Source organism: Pedobacter borealis DSM 19626, assembly GCF_000708285.2.
GTDB classification, from domain to species: Bacteria; Bacteroidota; Bacteroidia; order Sphingobacteriales; family Sphingobacteriaceae; genus Pedobacter; species Pedobacter borealis.
In genome coordinates this window covers 1-22767 of record NZ_JAUG01000095.1, presented here as the reverse complement: position 1 = coordinate 22767, position 22767 = coordinate 1, and the positions used below count along the sequence as shown (strand labels likewise).

At 40.2% G+C, this 22767-nt stretch carries 14 protein-coding genes and 2 tRNA genes; 7 read left to right on the top strand and 9 right to left on the bottom strand.

The window, feature by feature from the left end; all coding sequences use genetic code 11:
- Positions 1–444: 444 nt before the first annotated feature.
- The 7 genes from AW17_RS19655 (at position 445) to AW17_RS19625 (ending at position 13059) form a co-directional block, all read left to right on the top strand.
- The gene (locus AW17_RS19655) at positions 445–1059 is read left to right on the top strand and encodes an RNA polymerase sigma factor (RefSeq protein WP_029279252.1); all 615 of its coding nucleotides are present in this window, start codon (positions 445–447) and stop codon (positions 1057–1059) included.
- Between the two features lie 64 nt (positions 1060–1123).
- A complete protein-coding gene (locus AW17_RS19650; protein ID WP_051691987.1) occupies positions 1124–2353 on the top strand; it encodes a FecR family protein in 1230 nt (409 codons plus the stop codon).
- A 266-nt stretch (positions 2354–2619) separates the two neighbouring features.
- Positions 2620–5817, top strand: coding sequence for a SusC/RagA family TonB-linked outer membrane protein (locus AW17_RS19645; RefSeq protein WP_167343703.1), 3198 nt, complete (start codon positions 2620–2622; stop codon positions 5815–5817).
- Between the two features lie 18 nt (positions 5818–5835).
- A complete protein-coding gene (locus AW17_RS19640) occupies positions 5836–7407 on the top strand; it encodes a RagB/SusD family nutrient uptake outer membrane protein (RefSeq protein WP_029279244.1) in 1572 nt (523 codons plus the stop codon).
- 70 nt (positions 7408–7477) lie between these two features.
- On the top strand, positions 7478–8479 hold the full coding sequence (locus tag AW17_RS19635; protein WP_029279242.1) for an alpha-L-fucosidase: 1002 nt from the start codon (positions 7478–7480) through the stop codon (positions 8477–8479).
- Positions 8480–8524: 45 nt separating this feature from the next.
- Positions 8525–10573, top strand: coding sequence for a glycoside hydrolase family 2 protein (locus AW17_RS19630; protein WP_209444301.1), 2049 nt, complete (start codon positions 8525–8527; stop codon positions 10571–10573).
- 146 nt (positions 10574–10719) lie between these two features.
- Entirely contained in the window at positions 10720–13059 is a 2340-nt protein-coding gene (locus tag AW17_RS19625; protein ID WP_051691984.1) for a family 20 glycosylhydrolase, read from the top strand.
- A gap of 124 nt (positions 13060–13183) precedes the next feature.
- On the opposite strand, the gene AW17_RS19620 is transcribed toward AW17_RS19625, so the two are convergent.
- From AW17_RS19620 to AW17_RS19580, 9 genes are all read right to left on the bottom strand, one after another.
- On the bottom strand, positions 13184–13750 hold the full coding sequence (locus AW17_RS19620) for a uracil-DNA glycosylase family protein (protein WP_029279236.1): 567 nt from the start codon (positions 13748–13750) through the stop codon (positions 13184–13186).
- 5 nt (positions 13751–13755) lie between these two features.
- On the bottom strand, positions 13756–15582 hold the full coding sequence (locus AW17_RS19615) for a DUF262 domain-containing protein (protein ID WP_036670480.1): 1827 nt from the start codon (positions 15580–15582) through the stop codon (positions 13756–13758).
- Between the two features lie 33 nt (positions 15583–15615).
- A complete protein-coding gene (locus AW17_RS19610; protein WP_029279232.1) occupies positions 15616–16290 on the bottom strand; it encodes a hypothetical protein in 675 nt (224 codons plus the stop codon).
- Positions 16291–16606: 316 nt separating this feature from the next.
- Positions 16607–16678: transfer RNA gene (locus tag AW17_RS19605), tRNA-Glu, on the bottom strand.
- A 31-nt stretch (positions 16679–16709) separates the two neighbouring features.
- Positions 16710–16785, bottom strand: a tRNA-Met gene (locus AW17_RS19600).
- Between the two features lie 564 nt (positions 16786–17349).
- Positions 17350–18249 carry a nucleotidyl transferase AbiEii/AbiGii toxin family protein gene (locus tag AW17_RS19595; RefSeq protein WP_029279230.1) on the bottom strand — a complete coding sequence of 300 codons (900 nt, stop codon included), beginning with the start codon at positions 18247–18249 and terminating at the stop codon, positions 17350–17352.
- Entirely contained in the window at positions 18233–19012 is a 780-nt protein-coding gene (locus AW17_RS19590) for a type IV toxin-antitoxin system AbiEi family antitoxin (protein ID WP_029279228.1), read from the bottom strand. The genes AW17_RS19595 and AW17_RS19590 overlap by 17 nt, the downstream gene beginning before the upstream one ends.
- A gap of 191 nt (positions 19013–19203) precedes the next feature.
- Positions 19204–20028 (bottom strand): GLPGLI family protein, encoded by an 825-nt coding sequence (locus AW17_RS19585; RefSeq protein ID WP_029279226.1) that lies wholly within the window; start codon positions 20026–20028, stop codon positions 19204–19206.
- A 64-nt stretch (positions 20029–20092) separates the two neighbouring features.
- On the bottom strand, positions 20093–22767 hold a 2675-nt coding region (locus AW17_RS19580; protein ID WP_029279224.1), incomplete at its 5' end, for a TonB-dependent receptor.

The window sequence follows — 22767 nt, the reverse complement described above, 5'->3', positions numbered from 1 at the left end:
ATTTTGTGGCGTTTTAATCAAGTTTTCTGTTAAGACGGTCGTCACCCTGAATTTATTTCAGGGTCTTTCACGCTAAAAAGATGCTGAAATAAATTCAGCAGGACGATAAAGCGGGATTAGGCGTAAATAAGATATAATTTTCAGCAAATAATTATCGAACTCAGGTTATTGTGTTAATGTGAATTTATCAAACGGAGTACTTACATAAAAAAGGAGATTATGCTACAAGCTGTGCTTATAAAAGTTAAATATCAAACGTTTGCGTTAAATTTATTGTTGTTAAAATTGAAAAAAACAGTCTTTTAATGTATAACTTCCAATTATTCTTATAACATTTAAATAACAAATTGATATTGATTAAAACGTAAGTGTCATTAATTTCCTTAGTCGGAAGTTTAAGCTATTGAACTTATTCCATATTTAAATTGGCCCTTTAGGAAGATAATGATAAAAAAAGAAGTCATATACAACCCTGCGGATGAACCTCTGCTACTTCAGCGAGCCAGCGAAGGCAGCCGCTTTGCATATGCCGCGCTTTATCGTTTCTTTCTACCCAAACTCTACCAATACATTTATAAAATCATCCGTTCAAAAGAGGATACCGAAGAAATACTACAAGATATTTTTTTGAAATTATGGGAAAAAAAGGAAGACCTAAAAAATGTCCACTCTCTAAATAGTTACCTTTTCCGCATAGCGCACAATAAACTGATGAATTTATATGATCATCAGAAAGTTAAGCAGAAGGCGATGAGCTACTTGTATCAGCATATAGAAGAATCGGGCGCCACTTCTGAGGACCAATATATTTATCATCAATATAGTGAGGCCGCTCAGTTGGCCCTAAACTCACTGCCGCCAAAACGCCGGCTGGTATTTGAAATGAGTACCCAGCAGGAGCTTTCATACGATGAGATCGCGGTTCAATTGCAAATCTCAAAATCAATGGTCAAAAAACATTTATATTCCGCAAATCGGCATATTAAGGAATATTTACGATTGCACGCCGGCTTAACCGCAACTATTACCTTAGCGGCTAGTGTTTTATTCGCCTGTTAAATATTTTTTTAATAGGAGGTATCTCTTTGCCTGCTCTTCCTGCCTTTACATTAAAGGAAGACAAATGAATCAGCAGGAACGGCAACAATTTTTAACGAAAATGGCTTCGGGTAACCATACCGAGGAGGAATACAAAGTTTTTTCGGATTGGGTAAACAGCTGTAGCCGTGAAGAATATGAGCACATGCTCCGCGACTGGGGAAAATTTATGAGTGAGAATGAGCCATATGAACTGGTTGATAGCCGTTTAATCAAAAAAATTGAGTCAGGCCTGGACGATTTGGAAAGCAAGCAGTCACCTCTTGATTTCCAATACCCAAACGATGAGCCCCAAGGGCAACAATCACTGTGGCCGCGTTTAGCGGTTGCTGCATCAATTCTACTTTTGCTGTCGGTCGGTATTTATTCTTTTCTTCGCAAAAAGCAGGCAAACGAGATAATAGTTAAAAATCGAACGCATGATTTAGCTCCCGGGGGTAATAAAGCGGTGCTAACGCTTGCCAACGGACAAAGGATCGTACTGGATAATGAAAAGAACGGCGTAATTGCCAACCAGGGCAATACGGCGGTAAATAAAAAGCAGGATGGCCACTTGGTATTTGATGCTAACCCGGCTCTGGCATCACAAACAGCGGTTGAGGTTTATGATACTTTAACTACGCCCCGCGCAGGTGTATATCACCTCACCTTAGCCGATGGCTCAAGGGTATGGCTTAACTCGGCCACATCTATCCGTTTCCCTGCCACTTTTAACGGCAAAAGCCGGACCGTTGAATTAATATATGGAGAGGCTTATTACGAGGTTATACATAACGACAATAAACCTTTCAGTGTAATAGTTGGCCGCAATAAAGTGCAGGATATTGGCACTCACTTTAACATCAATGCTTATCAAGACGAGCCTGTTATTAAAACCACTTTATTGGAAGGCAGTGTTAAGGTATCTAACAGTGCTGAGGCTGTCCTTTTAAAGCCAGGGCAGCAATCACAGATCAATACTCTTGGATCAAACCGGCAAATTAAGGTAGTTAATGATATTGATACAGACGAGATCGTTGCGTGGAAAAACGGTTTGTTCCAATTTACAGATGCCGACATCCAAACCGTTATGCGCCAGCTGGCCAGATGGTATGATGTAGAGGTAGTTTACAAAGGGAATGTATCAAAGCGTTTATTTACCGGGGATATTCACAAGGATATTAACGCCTCGCAAGCCATGCAGATATTAACTTACCTAAAAATCAATTACAAAATAGAAGGCAAAAAAATCATCATAACATCAACTCAAAATTAACCAACCAATAATTTATAAACCAATGTATATGAAAAAAAACAGACCCAAGTAACCACAACACGGGATAAAAAAGAAAAACCGCAGAAGTGGTTCGAAGCACCTCTACGGAAATTATCTGGATTAACCCATCCCTGCCTTTTAGCAGAGAAAACAATTGGAACATTGAATCAAGTGTATTAACCCAAATCAAAACAAATGTAATGAAATTTACTTCAAATTCCGTTGCTGTGCCCAAGGCATGGCTATCCCCTAAAATTCTATTGGTTATGAAATTGACCACTTTATTAATTATCGCTGCCCTAGTGCAGACCAGTGCAAAAAGTTTCAGCCAGGTAACCTTGAATGAAAAAAATGCTTCTTTAAAGCGTGTGCTGAACGCCATCAAAAAGCAATCAGGCTACGCGCTTATTTATGATTCAAATATTTTACCTGATGTAAAGGTAACCGTAAACTTAAAAAACGTTTCGGTGAACGATGCACTGGCCCAAAGCCTTAAAGATTTGCCGGTTACTTTTAAGCTGGTACAAAATAATATCGTATTGCAGGCCAAAGAACTTTCGGCCGACGAGAAGATAAAAGCCGCCCCCATCTCCATCAAGGGTTTAATAGTTGATGCCAACAGCCAGCCGGTGCCGGGTGCTTCTGTTAAACTACAGGGAACAACCAGGGGCACGGTTACTGACGCGAACGGAAAGTTTGAATTAAAAGATATCCCGTCTAACGGCACCCTTGTTATCTCATCTATCGGTTACGTTGAGCAACAAATCGCTATTAATGGCCAAACCACCTTAAAGATCACGATGAAAGAAAGCTTAGGAGAACTGGCACAGGTGATCGTTGTTGGTTACGGTTCGCAGAAAAAGAGTGATGTAACCGGAGCCATCGCATCGGTACCGAAGGAGCGTTTGCAAAACCTGCCGGTTACCAATATTCTGCAATCTATCGAAGGTTCGGTAGCGGGTGTTAATATACCTTCTACAAATGCATCAGCACCGGGCTCAATACCCTCTATTAACGTGCGTGGCTTACGCTCTATTACTGCAGGCAACAACCCCTTAATTGTAATAGATGGTATAACCTATAACGGTTCTTATAACGATATTAATACCAATGATGTTGAATCAGTAGAGATATTAAAAGATGCATCTGCTACCGCTATTTACGGTACACGCGGCTCAAATGGTGTAATTATTGTCACCAGTAAAAAAGGCAAGACCGGCAAAGCGACCATTCAGTATAATGGATGGGGCGGACCGGAATATATGGCGCACGAAGTAAAACCGATGGATGGTGCCCAATATGCTCAAAAGAACCTGGACTATGATGCTCAAGCTGGTCAAACACCCGCACCAGTCCCCAATCAATTTGAGCTGGATAATTATAAAAACGGCAAAACAACTGATTGGATAAAAGAGATTTCACAACAGGGATATATTGAGAATCATTCATTGAATGTGTCAGGCGGCACCGACGATGTTAAATACTATGTTTCTGGCGATTATACCAAAGAAAAAGGCATACTTAAAGGATATCAGTTTAACCGCTTTAATATCCGTTCCAATCTTACCGCTAATCTTAACTCATGGTTGTCTGTTGGTACCAATTTATTTTTTAACAATAACAACTACGACGGTGGTAAAGCCAATTTGTCTATGGCTACATTAATGAGCCCGTACGGTCAGGAATATAATGCACAGGGAGGGTATCAGATCTATCCGATGTATCCCGAAGCATTATATAATAGCCCGTTAATAGGCCTTTACGAGTCAACTATTAACCGTTCAAGAACCTGGTCTGGCAATTTTTATGCCGAAGTTAAACCTGACTTTTTACCGGGACTGAAATACCGAATAAATACTGGCTACACTTATAACCCGACTATGTCCGGCGATTATACCGGAAGGTCGATGGGAGATTTAATCGGAGACGCCTCAATTTCTAATGTAGAAAGCACCCATTGGCTGGTAGAAAATATCCTGGATTATAATAAAACCTTTGGAAAACATAATCTGAGTATTACAGCTTTATATAGCGCGCAAAAAGATTATACCATAAGTAATGGTTTAAGTGCCAATACCTTTATTAATGATGTAACCACCTTTTACAATTTAGGTTCGGCGCAGTTTCAGCAAACCACTTCCGGCTATACCCAAACCACACTGGAATCGGAAATGATGCGTATTAACTATTCATACGCCAGTAAATACATGCTGACTGCTACTGCCCGCCGTGATGGCTTCTCAGGTTTTAGCCCTAACCATAAATATGGCACCTTCCCGTCTATTGCCCTGGGATGGAACATCGCGAACGAATCATTTATGAAAAATGTAAATGAGATCTCTCAGCTTAAATTACGGTTATCATACGGTATATCCGGGAACCAGGGAGTAACCGCTTATAACACGTTAACAACGCTGGCTTCGGCTCAATATATTTACAATAATGCTACAGCTATCGGTTTAAACCCCAGCACAATTGGTAATGCCAACTTGCAATGGGAAAGCACTAAAGGATTTAACTTAGGTTTAGACTTTTCTATTATTAAGGATAGGATCACGGGAAGTATTGACGCTTACAGCACTAAAACCTATAATCTTTTACTGTCACGCAAGATACCGTACATAACCGGTTATACTTCCATCTTGGATAATATTGGTAAAACCGCCAATAAGGGCATAGAGTTTTCTATTACCGGTCGTGAAATTAAATCAGACAACTTCTCATGGGAAACCAATGTTAACCTTTCTATCAACCGTAACAAAATAACAGAACTATACGGCGATAATAAGGATGATATAACCAATAACCTGTTTTTAGATAAATCATTACTGGCTGTGTATGACTACAGGAAGGAAGGAATCTGGCAACCCGGCGATAATTTTGCTGTTGATCCAAGCGCCAAACCCGGTGATATAAAATTTACCGATGTAAACGGTGACGGCAAGATTAATGCTTCTGATAAAGTTTATTTAGGTACCCAACAACCTAACTACATTGCAGGTATGACCAATACCTTCAGGTATAACAATTTTACATTAAGCATTTTTATACAAACGGTACAGGGTGTTACCAAATTCAATGCCTTTTATAATCAGGCCGGCCAAACCGGCCGTATAAATCTGCCAGCTAATTTTGGTTATTGGACCGCTGCCAACAAAAGCAATACTGACCCTTCTTTAACTTATACCAACTCAAGAGGTTATACTTATCCTTCTGATGCATCTTATACCCGTATTAAGGACATCACTTTAAGCTACAACTTTAAAAAGAATCTGTTGAGCCATTTAGGCATTCCGGCACTGCAGGTTTATGCCAGTGGTCGCAATTTGGGGACATTTACTAAATGGAAAGGCTGGGATCCGGAGATTGATACCAACAGTTCGGCACAGTCAGGCAACCAGAGCAGTTCTTTCTATCCTTTAGTAGCCACAGTAGTTATTGGTCTAAACGTTACTTTACAATAATTTAAAAAATTGAAAATCATGAAAAAGTTTTTTTCATTACTCGCCATAGGTCTTATAAGCATGTTGTCATTTAACTCGTGCAAAAAGACGTTTCTTAATGAGGATGTCCGATCAAAATATACACCGGCAAACTTAACAGATGTATTAAGCTTTGAGGCGGCAATTGCAGGGTTACAAACCATAGTCCGTAATCAGTACGAGGGCGACCAGGGCATTATGGCCCTGCTGCAAACCGGTACCGATGTGGCCAGGAACGGGCAAACAACTACCGCCATGGCCCCTTATGAAACTTATTCGTTAATGAACTCGCAGGATGTAGCGTCCCTCTCGTTCTGGAGATGGGGCTACCAGGTTATCAACGCATCTAACGTGATTATACAATCTGCGCAATCGGGTGCCACAAGTCTTACCCCCGCTCAGATTACCAGCTATGTAGCTGAAGCAAAGTTCTTCAGAGCTTATGCTTATAATTTTTTATCGACGTTATTTGGCGGCGTACCTATACTTACCGCGCCGGTTTCGGCACCTAAAATTGATTATGTAAGGGCCCCGGTTGATTCGGTTATCAGTTTGCAGATCAATGACCTTGTTTTCGCGGCAGCCAATTTACCCGACGCGGCACACGTAGTTGCTGAAGGAAGGATAAACAGCGCCGCGGCTACCCAATTATTAGGTTTAAGCTACCTGCGGGCAAACAAGCCGGCACTTGCCGAGGCTCAGTTCGGCAAAATAATAACCAGCGGTACCTATAAACTGGTTACAAATCGTTATGGCATTAAAGCGACTTCGCCAGGCGATCCCTTCTCTGATATGTTTGTTTACGGTAACATGCGCAGGAGCCAGGGAAATACCGAAGCGATATGGGTGGTTGAGGAAGCGCCAAACGTACCGGGCGGCGTTAGCCCGACTGATCAGCACCGCAGGGTATGGCTGCCATTCTATGTGAAAGTGGGCGGAATGGCGGTCGCCGATTCATTAGGTGGTCGTGGTATTGGCCGTATCAGGCCAACCAACTGGTGGACCTATAACCTGTATACCGCAGGTGATATGCGTAACTCTAAATATAACATCCGTCGCCAGTATTATTATAACGACCCCGCTTCGCCTAAATATGGGCAGCGTGTAATTGTAACCGGCGCTACCGATACCATCCAGAATATTTATGCACACTCTACCAAATGGTACTCTTACAATGATTTTGATCCTTTCGGAACGCTTACTTATAAAGACAGGATCTATATGCGTTTAGGTGAAACCTATCTTTTATTAGCGGAGGCCCAGTTTAAACAAGGTAATACCGCCGACGCCGCAGCCAATATCAATGTGATAAGGACAAGGGCAAATCTGCCTGGCATACAGCCATCAGATGTAACTATCGACCTGATATTAGATGAACGCTGCCGTGAATTAATTGGCGAAGAGGACCGCAGGACAACCCTGATGCGAACCGGAACACTGGTTGAGCGGGTGCAAAAATATAACCCAACATCCGCTGGTTCTATTAAAGCCACCAATATGCTATTGCCCATTCCACAATCGGAAATTGACGTGAATAAAGGTGCAGTATTAACCCAAAATCCGGGCTATTAAATTTATTAAGGCCGCCGTGTAATTTATACGGCGGCTTTATATAAATAAAATCAAGATTGTTATCAAAAACATGAAAAGGCTATTGTTGATATTAAGCATGGTACCAGGGGCTTTTCTTTGTGGATACTCACAAGGCACAACTTCGCCAGGCAAACCTATACCATTAAAACATGGCAGTCATCGCATAGGCAAAAGAACCGATAGCGATATGGTTAAATGGCGGGGGTATGGACTTGGACAATTTATCCACTGGGGCTTATATTCCATACCTGCGTGCGAATGGAACGGTAAACAATACGATGGTGCATCAGAGTGGATCAAATCATGGAACGAGGTACCAAAGACGACATATGATTCATTGATTTATGAATTTAACCCCACTAAGTTTGATGCCGGTTCATGGGCTGCAACTGTAAAGCAAATGGGCGTAAGGTATGTAACCATTACTACGAAGCATCATGACGGGTTTTGTCTGTGGCCCAGCAAATTCACCAATTTCATGGTCGCTAATTCTCCCTATAAAAAAGACATGATCGGTCCATTGGTAAAAGCTTATAATAAAGCCGGCATCGATGTGATCCTGTATTTTTCGGTAATGGACTGGCATAATCCCGACTGGCGTTATGGAATTAGAACCAAGGATGGCAATTTTGTTTTGAATTTTGGGCCAAAGCCCGATGGTACTATCCGCAAAGAAGAGCTTGACCTGGCTAAAGAAATCGGCAACTGGATGAACATCAATGGCGAAGCCATTTATAATTGCGGTCATGTGGGATTTGACAAACAGAATTGGGGTTATTATACTGGCAGCAGCGCTAATATTGATGAGAATTATATGCTGGTATTTAACGTCCCGGTTTCAGGTGCGCTACGTGTAAAACTTCCTGCAGGCAAGGCCATACAAAAAGCATACCTGTTGGGTCATCCCGAAGCAACGTTCAAACCGGAGCAGATAGTGGGTAATGAATATTTTATCCATTTGAAAAAGACTGACTACAACAAGCTGTTTACCATAGTACTTCAAACAGCTACCGCTGCAAAGAAAGCTAAAGAAGATAAGGCTAAAATTTAATATATATAAAGTATCCTATAAACCCGAAAGCTATATATGCTTAAAATGATATCACTTAAAAGTATAATGATCCTTGGCCTGGTGCTTTTATGTAAACACACCATTGCACAACCGCGCCAGGTTTTATCTTTAAACCAAGACTGGCAATTTAAAAAAACCACTTATACATCCAACATTAATGTAGCCACAGCTGGGTGGGAAAACGTGCAGCTGCCGCATACCTGGAATAATAAGGATATGCAAAAAGGGAAATTTTTTTATACAGGCGATGCCTTTTATAAAAAAGATATTATCGCCCATCCCGAATGGAAAAACAAACGGGTGTTTGTCCGCTTTGAAGGTGTTGGCTCTGTAGCCGATGTATACGTCAATAACAAATTTATTGGTGAACATCGGGGCGCTTACTCAGCTTTTTGTTTCGAGATTAGCAACTCATTGAGGCCCGATACCATTAATACTATACTGGTTAAGGTAAATAACGAGGAACGGCCTGATATTATCCCTGTAAATAATAGGCTCTTTGGTGTATTTGGAGGCATTTACCGCCCGGTAAGCCTGATTGTAACCAATAAGATCAATATCACCACTACCGATTATGCTTCGCCAGGTATTTATATCAAACAACAAACCACTGGTAAATTGGCTGATATTAAAATTATGGCCAAAATTGAAAACAAAGAAAGCACCGTAAAAGAGATATTACTGCGAACCACAATCCGCAGCCGCGAAGGAAAAATTGTAAAACAGGTTGAGCAACCTGGGAAGGTATTCCCGCAAGGGATCAACATCATCAACCAGCAGTTAAAGCTGGCCAAGCCGCATTTATGGAATGCCCGTAAGGACCCCTACTTGTATTCGTTAACTACATCAGTTATACAAGATGGCAAGGTTATCGATTCGGTTAAACAGCCTTTGGGTTTGCGTTATTTTTCAGTTGTTCCGGGCAAGGGCTTTTACCTTAATGGTCAGCCGTACAGGTTATATGGCGTTTGCCGTCACCAGGAATGGGAGGACTATGGCAGTGCTTTAAGTAGCCAACAACACGCTGCAGACCTGGATATGATCTATGAAATTGGTGCAACATCTATCCGTTTTGCACATTACCAGCAGGCCGAATACATTTATTCAAAATGTGATAGCCTTGGGTTTGTCATATGGGCCGAAATACCTTTTGTTAACGTGGTTACTACCCACGAAACCGATAACGCTAAACAGCAACTCACCGAACTGATCAGGCAAAATTACAATCACCCATCAATTTACAACTGGGGATTACATAATGAGGTTTATTCCTCTACTCCGGATGGCTTTGTACCGGTGCTAACTCGGCAACTAAACGATCTGGCCAAAACAGAAGACCCTGATCGCTTTACAGCCAGCGTAAGCGGCTACGGTGAAATTAACCGGCCATCAAACCTGGCTGCCGATATACAAGGTATTAACCGTTACTATGGCTGGTATGAAGGTAAAATCCCTGATCTGGAAGATTGGGTTACCGGTCTTGAAAAGAACTACCCCGATTATAAAGTAGTACTTTCTGAATATGGTACGGAAGCCAATGTAAAACAGCAGCAGGAAGTTGTGGGCGACGCAGGCGATCCATCAAGCCAGTTTTGGCCCGAGACTTTCCAAACCCGTTTCCACGAGATACAGTGGGGCATTATTGAAAAACACCCTTATCTGATGGCCTCATACGTATGGAATATGTTTGATTTTTCTGTGCCATTTGCCAATGGTGGCGGCGTACCGGCGCGTAATATGAAAGGCCTGGTAACCTATGATCGCAAAGTTAAAAAAGATGCCTTCTATTGGTATAAAGCCAACTGGAGCACTGAGCCGGTACTTTATATAGCCGGCCGGCGAGATTCGGACAGGGCTGCTGCTGTAACGACAGTAAAAGTGTTCTCCAACCTAAAGAAGATAACATTATACGTTAACGGACACAAAGTAGCCGGGCCTGAAAAGGGCACTACTTCGCATGATTTTGTGTTTAACGAGGTCCATCTCAACAAGGGCGAAAATCAGCTACGGGCGGAAGGTTATAAAAATGACAAATTAGTGGCAGACAAAATCACCTGGTATTTAAAAAATTAAAAGGACAGTATAGATTATGAAAAAAGATTCGGTCATCACCGTCAAATAATAGTTTACGCTAACACATTGGATATAAAATTATAAAGCAGGCACTTATCTGCTTCATTTAATAAGCTTTATTCATTAAATAAAATTAACTAATTCACATGCAAAAATTTATCTTGGCGATCGGTCTGGTCATGCTTACTTCGGTCGCTGCTTTTTCTCAAAACGATAATCCCATCATACAATCCATTCCCGATATTCCTGTGCTAAAACCAGGGGATAAAAAAATTGTGTTCCCTGATAGCCCGGCCGGATATCATTTAGTATTAAAGGGAAGTGATCACACTCCGGTAATTGACAGTACCGGGCGAATTGTACCGCCCCTTTTCGCAACAAGCGTAAGCCTTTATTTCCAGTTGGTAAACAATAATGCAGATACCATGCGGTATGATGTATCAAAACAAGTTCTTGTTCCCGGGAAATACGCAGATAAAGGCGTTAATCCACAACCTTTCGTTATCCCTGCTTTGCGCGAATGGCATGGGGGCATGGGAGATTTTTATTTGAGCAATATCTCAAGGATAGTTTTAAATAACGCCGATGCAGGCGTGCTTAAAAAAGCTGCAGATATCTTAAAAACAGAACTAAAGGCACAAACCGGATTTAGCTTAAAAACGGCCATCGGAAAACCTAAAAAGGGAGATATTTATTTGACACTGAATGAAGCCGATACTGCTATAGGCGACGAGGGTTATTACCTGACAGTGGACAGAGTGATAACGATCAGTGCTTTGAAGTACCAGGGGCTATTTTGGGGAACGCGGACTTTACTGCAATTACTTGAACAGAATAAGGCTATCCCCAAAGGTATCGCCAGAGATTACCCCGAGTTTAAAGTACGCGGTTTTGTGATTGATGATGGGCGAAAATTCTTTAGCCTGCAATTTCTACGCGATTATGTAAAATTTATGTCCTATTATAAAATGAATGATTTCCAAATTCATTTAAACGATAAAGGCTCCAAAGACCGTTCCGGTGATAGTTGGGATAGTACTTATTCGGCATTCCGTTTGCAAAGCACCACCTATCCTAAACTTACCGCCAAAGATGGTTCTTATACCAAAAACGAGTTTATTGCTTTACAGCAACTGGCAAATGACTATGCCGTTAATATCATTCCCGAAATAGACGTACCTGCCCATGCTTTGGCTTTTACTAAAGCAGTTCCTGAAATTGGTAGTAAAGAATTTGGTATGGACCATCTTGACCTGCATAACCCCCTTACCTATACCGTTATTGAGAATGTGTTTAAAGAATATTTATCTGGCACCCATCCTGTATTTACCGGAAAAGACGTTCATATCGGGACTGATGAATATAGCGAAAAAGATGCAGAGGCTTTTCGCACGTTTACTGATCATTTTATAAAATATGTGCAAGCTTTTGGAAAAAATGCCAGGGTTTGGGGGGCGCTAACCCATGCGGCGGGTACAACGCCTGTAACCGCAAAAAATGTGACTATGAATACCTGGTACAACGGTTATGCTAATCCTGTTGAAATGAAAAAGCTTGGGTATAAACAGATCAGCACACCTGACGGCTGGCTGTATATCGTTCCTGCAGCAGGCTATTATTACGATTACCTTAATATTAAAAATATTTATAACAAATGGACGCCTTCGATGATTGGTAAGGTGAGCTTTCCCGCCGGCGACCCTTCTATAGTGGGGGGATCTTTTGCCGAGTGGAATGATATTGTGGGTAATGGCATTAGTGAAAAAGATGTGCATGATCGTGTATTTCCGGCAATGCAGGTATTATCACAAAAAACATGGTCGGGAAATGATACTGCAATGCCTTTTGAGGATTTTGACGTGTTGAGCAAAAAAATAAGTGAAGGGCCTACATTAAATATAAGGGGTAAAATTGGTAAGGCAGGACAATCGGAGGTGGCGTTGTTCAGTTTTGATAAAAAAAGCAAACATATACGGCTCCAAAAGGCCGTTTTGGTAAAAGGGGTTAAAGGAAAAGCCTTGTCTTTTTCCGGCAAAGATAGCTTTGCCAAATTACCTTATACAGAAATTGGTTATGACTATACGGTTTCTTTCTGGATAAACCCTTCAGTTAATAATCCTGACGGGGCCGTTATTTTTAAATCACCTAATTCAATAGTAAAGTTAAAACAAGGTAATACGGGTCAATTGGGTTTTTCAAGAGATGGGTATGATCTTGATTTTGGTTATACAGTGCCGGAAAACACTTGGACACATTTTGTAATTGCCGGCACCAACAAAGGCACAAGCCTTTATGTAAACAATAAATTGGAAAAGAAATTATATGGGGATTCTATACTGTTTAGCGGTAAAGCCAAACAGAAAAAACGCAAATTAGAAACCTTGTTTTTCCCTCTGCAAACAATAGGGGGCTTTAAAGGTAAAATTGATGAACTGCAAATATGGGATAAAATACTTTCGGACCAGGAAATAGCCGATTTGAAATAAAAGGGGCCAACAAATTCCAAATTAATTTTAACTTTTTTCCCACACAGATAAGTTATTTGCAACAATAACCCGATGATTAATATTGTCGCCAATGCAGTTTCGCAGTACTGTTCCCGTGCGCACATCACCCATTGCGCCATGCAGCAACCGAAAGTGCAGCAAGGTAAAATGTCAAGGCCGGGCGGGGCCACTGAAAGCGAACAACTCCCGCCCGCTTGTACAGCCTTGACATTTTTATCCCGTCGTGGGCTATCTTTGCGGCTATGGATGTATGAGTGGTTTTTTTATCTGTTCTAATTTCACGTACAATATCTGTGATGAACACCCCGTTTTTTAAGCAGAAAGATTTTTGAGCTTCGAAAACAACATCCCTATCCAATTTTCTATAAAATTTAAGTCCAGTTCTATTTATTGTTTTAAGTGGTTTATCCGCATAAAATGATTGATTAGAAATGATGTCCATTATTTTCCAAAATCGATTTTGTGGTCTATCATAAAAATTCTTTACCAGATTAAATTTTTTGAATTTGGGATTCTCTTTAATTAATGAAAACTCTTTCAGTTCAAGGTCATTTAAAAGTTCTAGGTAAGGTTCACCTGGATTAAATGTACCAACGATGAGTAAACTAATAAACTTTATATTGTCTGAAGCCGTGAGCCTTTCTAAAAATCTGTGAGGGATATGTATCATAAGTTTTATAATTCTTCAAGCTCCACAAGATCTTGTTCTACGATTTGAATTTCTGCAGTGTCTTTCGATACATTCAAAATTTTCATTAGTTTATCCTTGATACTTCCTTTTCTATCTTCGTAAAAGCTATCAAATGAGTTCAATTTTAAATCATTGTCTATCGGAATAGCATGAATATTCTTGTAATTATTCAACTCATCAGCGTTAGTATATTTTGCTTCGACCCAGTTCTTGAAAGGTGTAGCATTTTTTTCAAGATTTTCAGTTTCTTGTATTAATTGTAGATTTCCAATGCGATTGAACCCATCTAAAAACTTTACTCTAATTATAGGATTGTCGATTCCATTTTCAGAAAGTTTTTTCTCTGTAAAATATTTTTTAGGGTGTATATGATCTTGATGAAAAGTATAGTTGTGATTTAATGAATATATTAAGCTAAGGAGCATAAAAGCGAAAGCTGAACCATATTGAGTATTCATTAGATGATTGATTGTCTCTTCATCAAATGACAAAGATTTATTTGATCTCTTATAGTATTGAATCAATTGTAAAAGAGGAAATATGCCAATATTATCTGAAATGATCGATCTGTACACTGGGTAGAGGTTGTCTGGAGTACCACCAAACACACGCTTTAGTAATGATCTTATCAACCATTCTTTAATTAGCTTTCTATTTTCAGTTTGTGACGTACTATGGAGAATCTCTTCCCCAATTGAATTCTTTTTTAAAAAATATGCAATTGGGATAATTGCGTTGTTCGCTGTTAAAGTTTTTTCACTGAACCCGAAATGACTGATCAATTGGATTGTAAGATTTATTGCTTTTGCAATATCATCCCAATCGGATTCAATTTTAGCCATATTTGATGAGGAAAAGTTATCGACTTTGAATTTTATATCTTTTATATCAGTCAATACCAGGCAAGCTTTAAGAACAAGATCTTTGCTGATATTAAAGCCAGTACCAATTGAATTTATTTGGTCTACAAACTTATGTATTACATCTCTTGCATCTCTTTTATGCCATTGGGCTGTAGCAATTGATAACAACAAATCAGAATAGCTCAATTTAGTGCCACCGCTGTTAACCCTGATAAAAATATGTAGTACTTTGTCTAATTCCTCACTTTTTTCAAGATAGAAGTTTATCAATTCTTTAGTGTTAAAGGATTGATAAAGTGCAGGTAAGGTTGATGAAGCAAATTTTACTTGCTCGATACTCCTTAGCGAAGTGTCTGTTAGGCTTTGTTCTGTAAGATAGTTAAGAATGTCGGTAAGATCGTTAAACTTTAAGATTTTACCTACTTGGAACCAGTGGAATTTATTTGGGTTTCTTTCTTCTAAATAGCCAATATCAGTCTTGCTCAAAAACTTGAATTCATATTCTTTCTCGTTTCCTTCAGCATTCCCAAGCAAATTGATATACAACTGCTTTTCTGGGAAGGCATGATCACTACTTCTGCGATAGTTTGAGAGTTTTTTCGAATAGCTGCCGCATAGGCCAATATAAAGTGATGTTAGTCTTTGTTGTCCATCAAGTATTGCCATTCGATCCTTATCTCCACTTAATTCAGCTAGGTCGTTATGTCTTTTATCCCTTTCATGGTAAAGGGGTAAAAATCGATAAAACTTAAACTTTGATTGGTTCTCAGACCTGACTTTCCAAAATAGGAATGTGCTAATCGGGTAGTCTCTTAATATAGAATCGAATAAAATTTCTATCTGGTCAGTGGTCCAAACAAACTCCCTTTGTATTGAGGGTAAAATAAAATCTTGATTTTGAATCGAATGAATCGCTTCCTTAACTGTTATAGGTTTTTCGTATGCCATAATTGATGTTGGTAGCTATTAGAAATATGAAAATTAAGAAAATATGCTCCTCCATAATGTTTTAAATTGTCTTGGGAATAATATTCGAAGGGCTATTAAAAGAATAGGGAGGTAGGCAATTAATTTCGCAACTACATAACTGCCCTCAGTATTCTGGGAAGAAGGGTTGCTTGGTAATTCCCAGAAGATAATCCTTTTGTTGGTGGTTTGATTGATAACAAAATCTTGGATTTCACGATACGATTCAACAGGGCAGTTTTTCATGTCAATCTCAATGCTTTTATGTTGGCCTGTTTTAAAAAAAAGTTCTTTCTTGGATTCGATCTTGTGTTTATGATAGACCTCAAAGAAAACCTGTGTTCCATCAATAAGCTCTACTGAAACATCGGGTATAATTTCTTTGAAACTCTTTTCTGAAATAGGGTTTTGATAAATTACCTTTCCGTATCGAGGCAAAGAAATTTCTCTACTCTCCATCAATATTTGCTTTGCTAGTTGATGTAATGCAGTTTCAAGTCCTCCGCCACAATTTGTATTTGAGTAATGTCTGAAATGTTTCCTTCTTTTTTTTCCTTGGATAGCTTCAAATCTTTCCTCACATTGAAGGCAAATACATTCACATGCTAAACCATTTAAAGCTTGGTCAATGTGCAAAATTTTTCCTGTTGGTTGATGAACCGCAAGAGTTATTGATTCTGATGAGAGCATAAGTTTGGAAGTTACGAGTTTTGCTAACTACATCAAAGGATTTGCTTTAAAAAATAAAATCAAAGCAAAATAATTGCGTTAGCCGATAGATTATATTTGAAATGAGTCTAAGTCCAGGTTAAGATGTTGTCGGATATCTCGGGAAAGAATAAGTCACTAGAATTGAAATTTAAGAAGCCCTCTTCTGTGATTTTAAAATTAGTGAGGAAATTACGAGACAAGCTATTAGTAAAACGTTTGTTGAATCAATCTAAACATTAGAGCATAAAAAAAGCGCTGAATTAGTCTTAATCAACCATTTTTCAGCGCTTTCCAGTAGCCCGTAGGGGAATCGAACCCCTGTTTCCAGAATGAAAATCTGGCGTCCTCACCCCTAGACGAACGGGCCATTAAATAATTAGAGTGTCTTTCAACTCTTTTGGTAGCGGGGACACGACTCGAACGTGCGACCTTCGGGTTATGAGCCCGACGAGCTACCAACTGCTCCACCCCGCACTCTATGTTACTTCAATACTCCGTTTGAAGGAGTGCAAAGGTATATAATATTTTCAGTTTTCAAAAGGGTTGCGAAGAAATTATTTAGTATTTAAATTATCTGCTTGATTTGTAGTGGATTATTTTTGCTGCTAATGATTTTTTATTGGTCTTGCAAAAAGGGGGAAGGTATAGGGGAAGCAAAACTCCCGACAGGCACGATACCAAACGATACCCGTAAACGAAAAAAAGTTGATCGTCAGCGGTATCGCTTTAAATCAACTTTTTGTTATTAGTGTAGCCCGTAGGGGAATCGAACCCTACCGCTAAATATCTTTTTATCAATGTTTTACAAACAGTTGAATTCGGTACTCATTGAATTCTCCACTGCTTTTGAATACGTTTTGACTGGAATTGCTTACTAGTGTAAATTTACGAATAATCATGCAGTTTTCAAACTAAGAAAGCTTGTTCTTTGTTCGCGATTTGCGAACAAAGACATAAGGCTCCTTTCGATTATTACTTCTAGAAGAATAATAATGGAATGAACTGCAACACCCAGCGTACATGTCCGATTTGGCATAATTATTTACCGAGCGCCTTTCTTAACAAGTCATAAAGCTGGGCATGCTTTTCTGGGTTCTTATCCTTCAACATTTCAAGGTTTTGCATTTTCCTCCTCACTGATGGAAAATCGGAATATGGATACTTATCCCATATTGGCGTCAAATTTTTGAAATTTAACAGAAATTCTTTGTCCTCATTGGTAAGCCCTTTTAATACGACTTCAATAAGATCCTTTTTAACCTGCTCATAATCTTCGTACTTAAACTCCTCTACTGTCATCCCCTGAAATTGGTTTGTTAACGCAGCTTTCTGATCTAAGAAATTAGGATTGAGCATTTCATTGATTGGTCTTTTAGCACCCAACAGGCAATATAAAAATCCTGTTTTTATTTCTTCGGTAAACCCCTCGTTCGCCAACATGTATTTTACATCGAACAAATCCCTTGGGTGTTGGCGATCTAAAGCTGCACAGATTTTACCTCCATACAATTGCCCTAAGGGAACCACTGCTATTTCACAAAATGCATCATATTCATCTTGCGCTTTATCGCACAAAACCCTGAGTTCTGTTTCCGCATAAGCACCCCTTCCCATACGGCTCACTTCCAGTTTTATCGATGCCTGCCTTGTAGAGATCATGAGTTTTGAAACATCTGCCTTCAAAACTACGATTGCCCCAGAAATGCTTTTTTCTATACGTTCTTTAATCATATACAATGCATCGTTAATATTTCGTGCAGAGGTATCCCAATCTTCTATTGGGAGATAGGTGAGGTCAATATCTACCGAAAGTCTTGGCATATTTCGCACGAACAGATTAATTGCCGTTCCTCCATGCAAAGCAAAACTACTTTCCTTAGCCACTTCTGGCAGCACGTCCAATAAAAGTTTGACCTGATTTTTATATATCTTCTCCATTTCCCATTAACTCTTTTGGCACAGTTATTTGATATTTAGGTACATATATACCTTGTGGAACAATACTTCTTTTCCCAGAACCTAGGTTTACTTTCTTCATATCTACGTGTTTTAACCAAGAATGTCCAGCGCTTTCCGCCATGAAAAGGAACAATCGCTTAACTTTAACCGAGCTGCATGTTTCAAGAAGTTCCTGAACCGTCGCTGGCCGAATATTGCCCATGCCCTCCAATAATTCGTAACATTCCATCAGGCTTTGTTCTTGAGGGGCAAGGTAAAGGCATTCAAAAATAGCACGTATGGGACTTGAGATTTTAACGGTGAGATTTTTGACCTCTATTTCTTCGATTGCAAGGTTATCTGGCAAAAATCCAGAGGCATTATATTTTATCTTAACACCCCAGTTATAATCGAAAAACCATTTCGGAAGCTTTTCATCCGCCGATCCGAAAAGCAACAACTCGCTATCACCCATTTCCAAATAATGGGATTTTCCTAGTCTTGCCAAGGCAGATTTAGCTCCTATATGTACTGATAATTTCAACTGGTTCTGTAGGGCAAATATTGCACCGTCAACAGTAACAGCATCACCAAACCTCTTCATTGCCCCCGTACCTACCGATTCGAGCCATCCACTATTCCTATATCTTTTTTGAAGGTCAGGGCTATAACCTTCCATGGCAAGCCATGAACTTAGAAAGACAGTTCCGTAGGGCTGTGATTGTAACAGATAGTTTATTTTTGAATGATTTTCGGTACTCATAGTACCAAAATAAGAAAATAAATAAACAAACGCAAATTTTAGGTTTAAAAAAATGTATATTATGGTACCTAAAGTACCTTAAAATCATTATTTTTAAACTAGACTAGATTTCTCAACTAGCAATGAAAAACGAAGTGTTCACTTTTTCTATTCCATTTTCGGCACATTGAAAGATTTTATTCGTGTAAATTTCAATTTCCGAACCGCATCGGTATTCCGTGTTTTATCGGCCCGTTGTTTTCCATCATTTGTTTCATCAACTTTTCCATCTCTTCTGCGGTAACTTTTTTTCCTTTTGCTGGCGCTTTAATTGCCGCTAAGTTTAATTTATCAGACACTTCGGTTGCCGTATACGTTGAGATTGCATATGGGCTGTTCTTCTCCAATTGAAGCACCAACCCAGGCAATTGTCCATATACTTCCGGCGCTGCCTGAACGGGAATATCAGTGGCATACCAGGCAGTAATCGTTGTCGTATCTGCTACTTCTGATTTCACCATATTGCCGTCTTTCATCGTTGTCTGCGTCCGCATATTTATAGCTTTTGTAGTAGCTTTTTGACAAACATGGTTCAGGATTGTTTTCGTCTCTCCAACCATTTTCCAGTTAAATTTTGAAATATGACCCTGTACGATATACATCTGGTCAAAAAGATCTTTTTGGCGGATTTCTTCACCTGTTCCAAAATCACAGAATAATACATCATCCTGTTTATTTCCAAACATACTAACCGCCCCAGAAGATATAACCATACCGCCGGCATTCCCCTCTGGGCGCTGGTCCTCCTCCTTTTTATTCCAGGTCATTTTGTTATTGCCGAACAACAGTTCGTACTTTTGTGGTGGGGCTTGTAGTGCATTCACACTACTAACAGCACCTCCACTTGAAATGGATGAAGAAACTGATGCTCCTTTATATTTGTTGCTGTATTCGTAAATTACTTTTCCTTCTTTTTGCTGCGCGTTTACTGCTATTGCCAACAATAGGGAAACTGCTGTTGTTATTATCGTTTTCATATGCTTTTTGGTTTTCAAATTGATTTAAAAATGGTTTAATTTATGTACGTTGTCATCCTGTATATTAGTTCGCCTTGCTCAGGTTATAGGTAAACTTTAGCAGGCCGTAACGGCGCAATATCAGTACCTGGCTGCTCTCGATATAACCAGGAAAGGTTGTCTGGTTAAAACTTACATTCCTGTTGAGCAAATCGTTCACCTCCAGCTTTAGCTCGCCCCGTTTATCCTTCAGGAACTGCTTACCTAACGATGCATCCCATATCGGTAGTATAACGTTCATATTGTTGGCTGTACTTGTGTTGATGCTATACCTGAATTCTGTACTAAAATAAAAACCTGCGGGCAGTTCCCAGTTCAATTCTGTTTGGTATAGCTGCGATGTATACCTGCTGTTCCTATCAGGCTGCAATGATGCTGCCGTTCTATTAAAGGTTACGCCTGCCGACATCGTAAGATCAACCTTATCGTTAACCGTTACATCCATTGTAGCCAAAGGGTTAAGGCCGAGCGTACCCGTTCTGTTTTCCTGTTTGTTTAAAAACTCCCTATTCGTGTTATAATACGTGCTCATGCTGAGCCGCATCTTGCTGTGAAGTATCCGTAACGGAAAACCCATGCCAACATTGCCCGCTAGGCTGTACACGCCGCCATCAAGGTTTATTGGCCTGCTGTACCTGGCGCCCACATTGCTCAAGGTATCGTAATTCGATATTTTATTGCTGGTACGGCTAAACATAATGCCAGAATACAAGGTTCTGCTCTTGAAGATATTGTTGCTGCTGTAATTCAAATTCAGGTTGTGTACATATTCCTGTTTCAGGTTTGGGTTTCCTTCCCTAATGTTGGGCAGGTTGCTGAGATCGGCCACGGGCTGCAACTGGTAGGCAGAAGGCAGGTTTGTTGCCGCCGAATACTGGAATGTGAGGTTTTTACTCTTGGTAAAGTTGTATTGGAAACGGGCACTTGGCAAGATATTCTGGTATGTTCTACGGATAACCGAATCTTTTGTGCCCGCGATAATTTTCCCTTGCAGACCAGTTAACTGCCATCCCGCACCAACCGAATAGGTATACTTCTTTCCACGGGTATGCACAATAAACCCACTGCTCAGCACATTGCTACCGTTTTCAAAATCGTTACTCTGCTTTTTATTGAGCAAGTCGTACCTACCGTTTATTGCATTATAATCATAGGTAAACTGCTCGGAATTTCTCTGCTGGGTGTTGTTATTCATATTCAGCTCAAGTAAAGAACTCTTGAACAACGGCTCTGTGTACACAGCACTTGCCCTATTCTCCATATTACCGCCCTTGCCAAAATTCTGTTGCCGAACAGAATCCAATTCCGTATGGATAAGCGTGCCATCGGGTCTGTAGAACTGATTGAACGACTGTGTATTCCTATCTGTTTTATCGCTGTTAACCGTTGTATTCATGGTAAATAAAAACGTTCTGCCCTTTGTTTTAAACTTCTTTCTAAAAACCAGTTCATTACTAAAATTGCATGTTTTATTGTTATTTACTGAACTGTTTTCGCCTTGGCCGCTTAAGTGGTTATCCTCGCCCAATTGTTTAAAATTGCTCACAGAAGTGCCGCCAATCTCCCTGAATTCGATAGTGGGTTTTATTTTAATGGAGTGGTACGAATCGATAAGATGATCTACGCCCAGGTTTAACCGATGTGTATTGGTCCGGTTCTTTGCGGCAATGTCCTGGTTATAGAAATAAGACGAATCGGGCAATACATACTGCCGTTGCACTGATGATCCGTTGCGCTGGTCGCCCTGGTTAAAGAAATAACTGCTATTAAAATCGGTCTTTTTCCCTATAAGGTCGTTGTAGTTAAAGCCCCCGGCACGGGTTGTCCGAATCCCCGATGCTGCATCTCCACTGCCCGAAGTGATCGTCATCGAACCGCCGCCGCCGCCGCCGCTGGGCACGCTCGATACATTGTCGTTCAGGTTATTGGTAGCCGCAAGCAGCGACATTTGTTTGGTACCCTTAAATAGGTTTACATTTCCCTTGGCGGCATAGCGATCGTCTGTCCCCCCACCGGCCATCAGTTTGCCGAAAAGCCCTTTTTTCTTGTCCTTTTTTAATTTCAGGTCGATCGTTTTTATACTGTTGCCATCATCAAAACCTGATAGGGCCGATTTCTCGCTCTGCGTGTCGAATACCTTTACCTTGTCAACAATATCGGCCGTAAGATTTTTGGTCGCGATCGTTGGGTCGTTACCGAAAAACTCGCGCCCATCAACCAGCAAGCGACCAACCTTTTTGCCATGCGCAGTTATGGTTCCATCTTTTGCCACTTCTATGCCGGGTAATTTCTTTAACAGTTTTTCCACGCTAGCATTCGGTGGTGTTTTAAACGAACCTGCATTGTACTGTACGGTATCGCCGATCATGGTTATCGGAGGCGCCTGGATAACCACTTCCTTAAGTGTAGTACTTTTATCATGCACAATGATCCGGCCGATGTCTGCATATTTCTTTTCATCACTGAGTATAAAATTACGGCTGGCACTGTGGTAGTTTAAATGGGTAATGAGCAGTTGGTAATCGCCTAAGGGGATGCCCGTCATTTCAAAACGACCTTCGGCATCTGTAATGGTAAAGCTTACCAACGACGAATCACTTCTTTTAAGGATGGTGATCGTTGCACTGGCAATAGCTTGTTGTTTCAGCGCAGTGTCTATCACCATACCTTTTACAGACCCGTTCTTTTGTTGTGCATAAG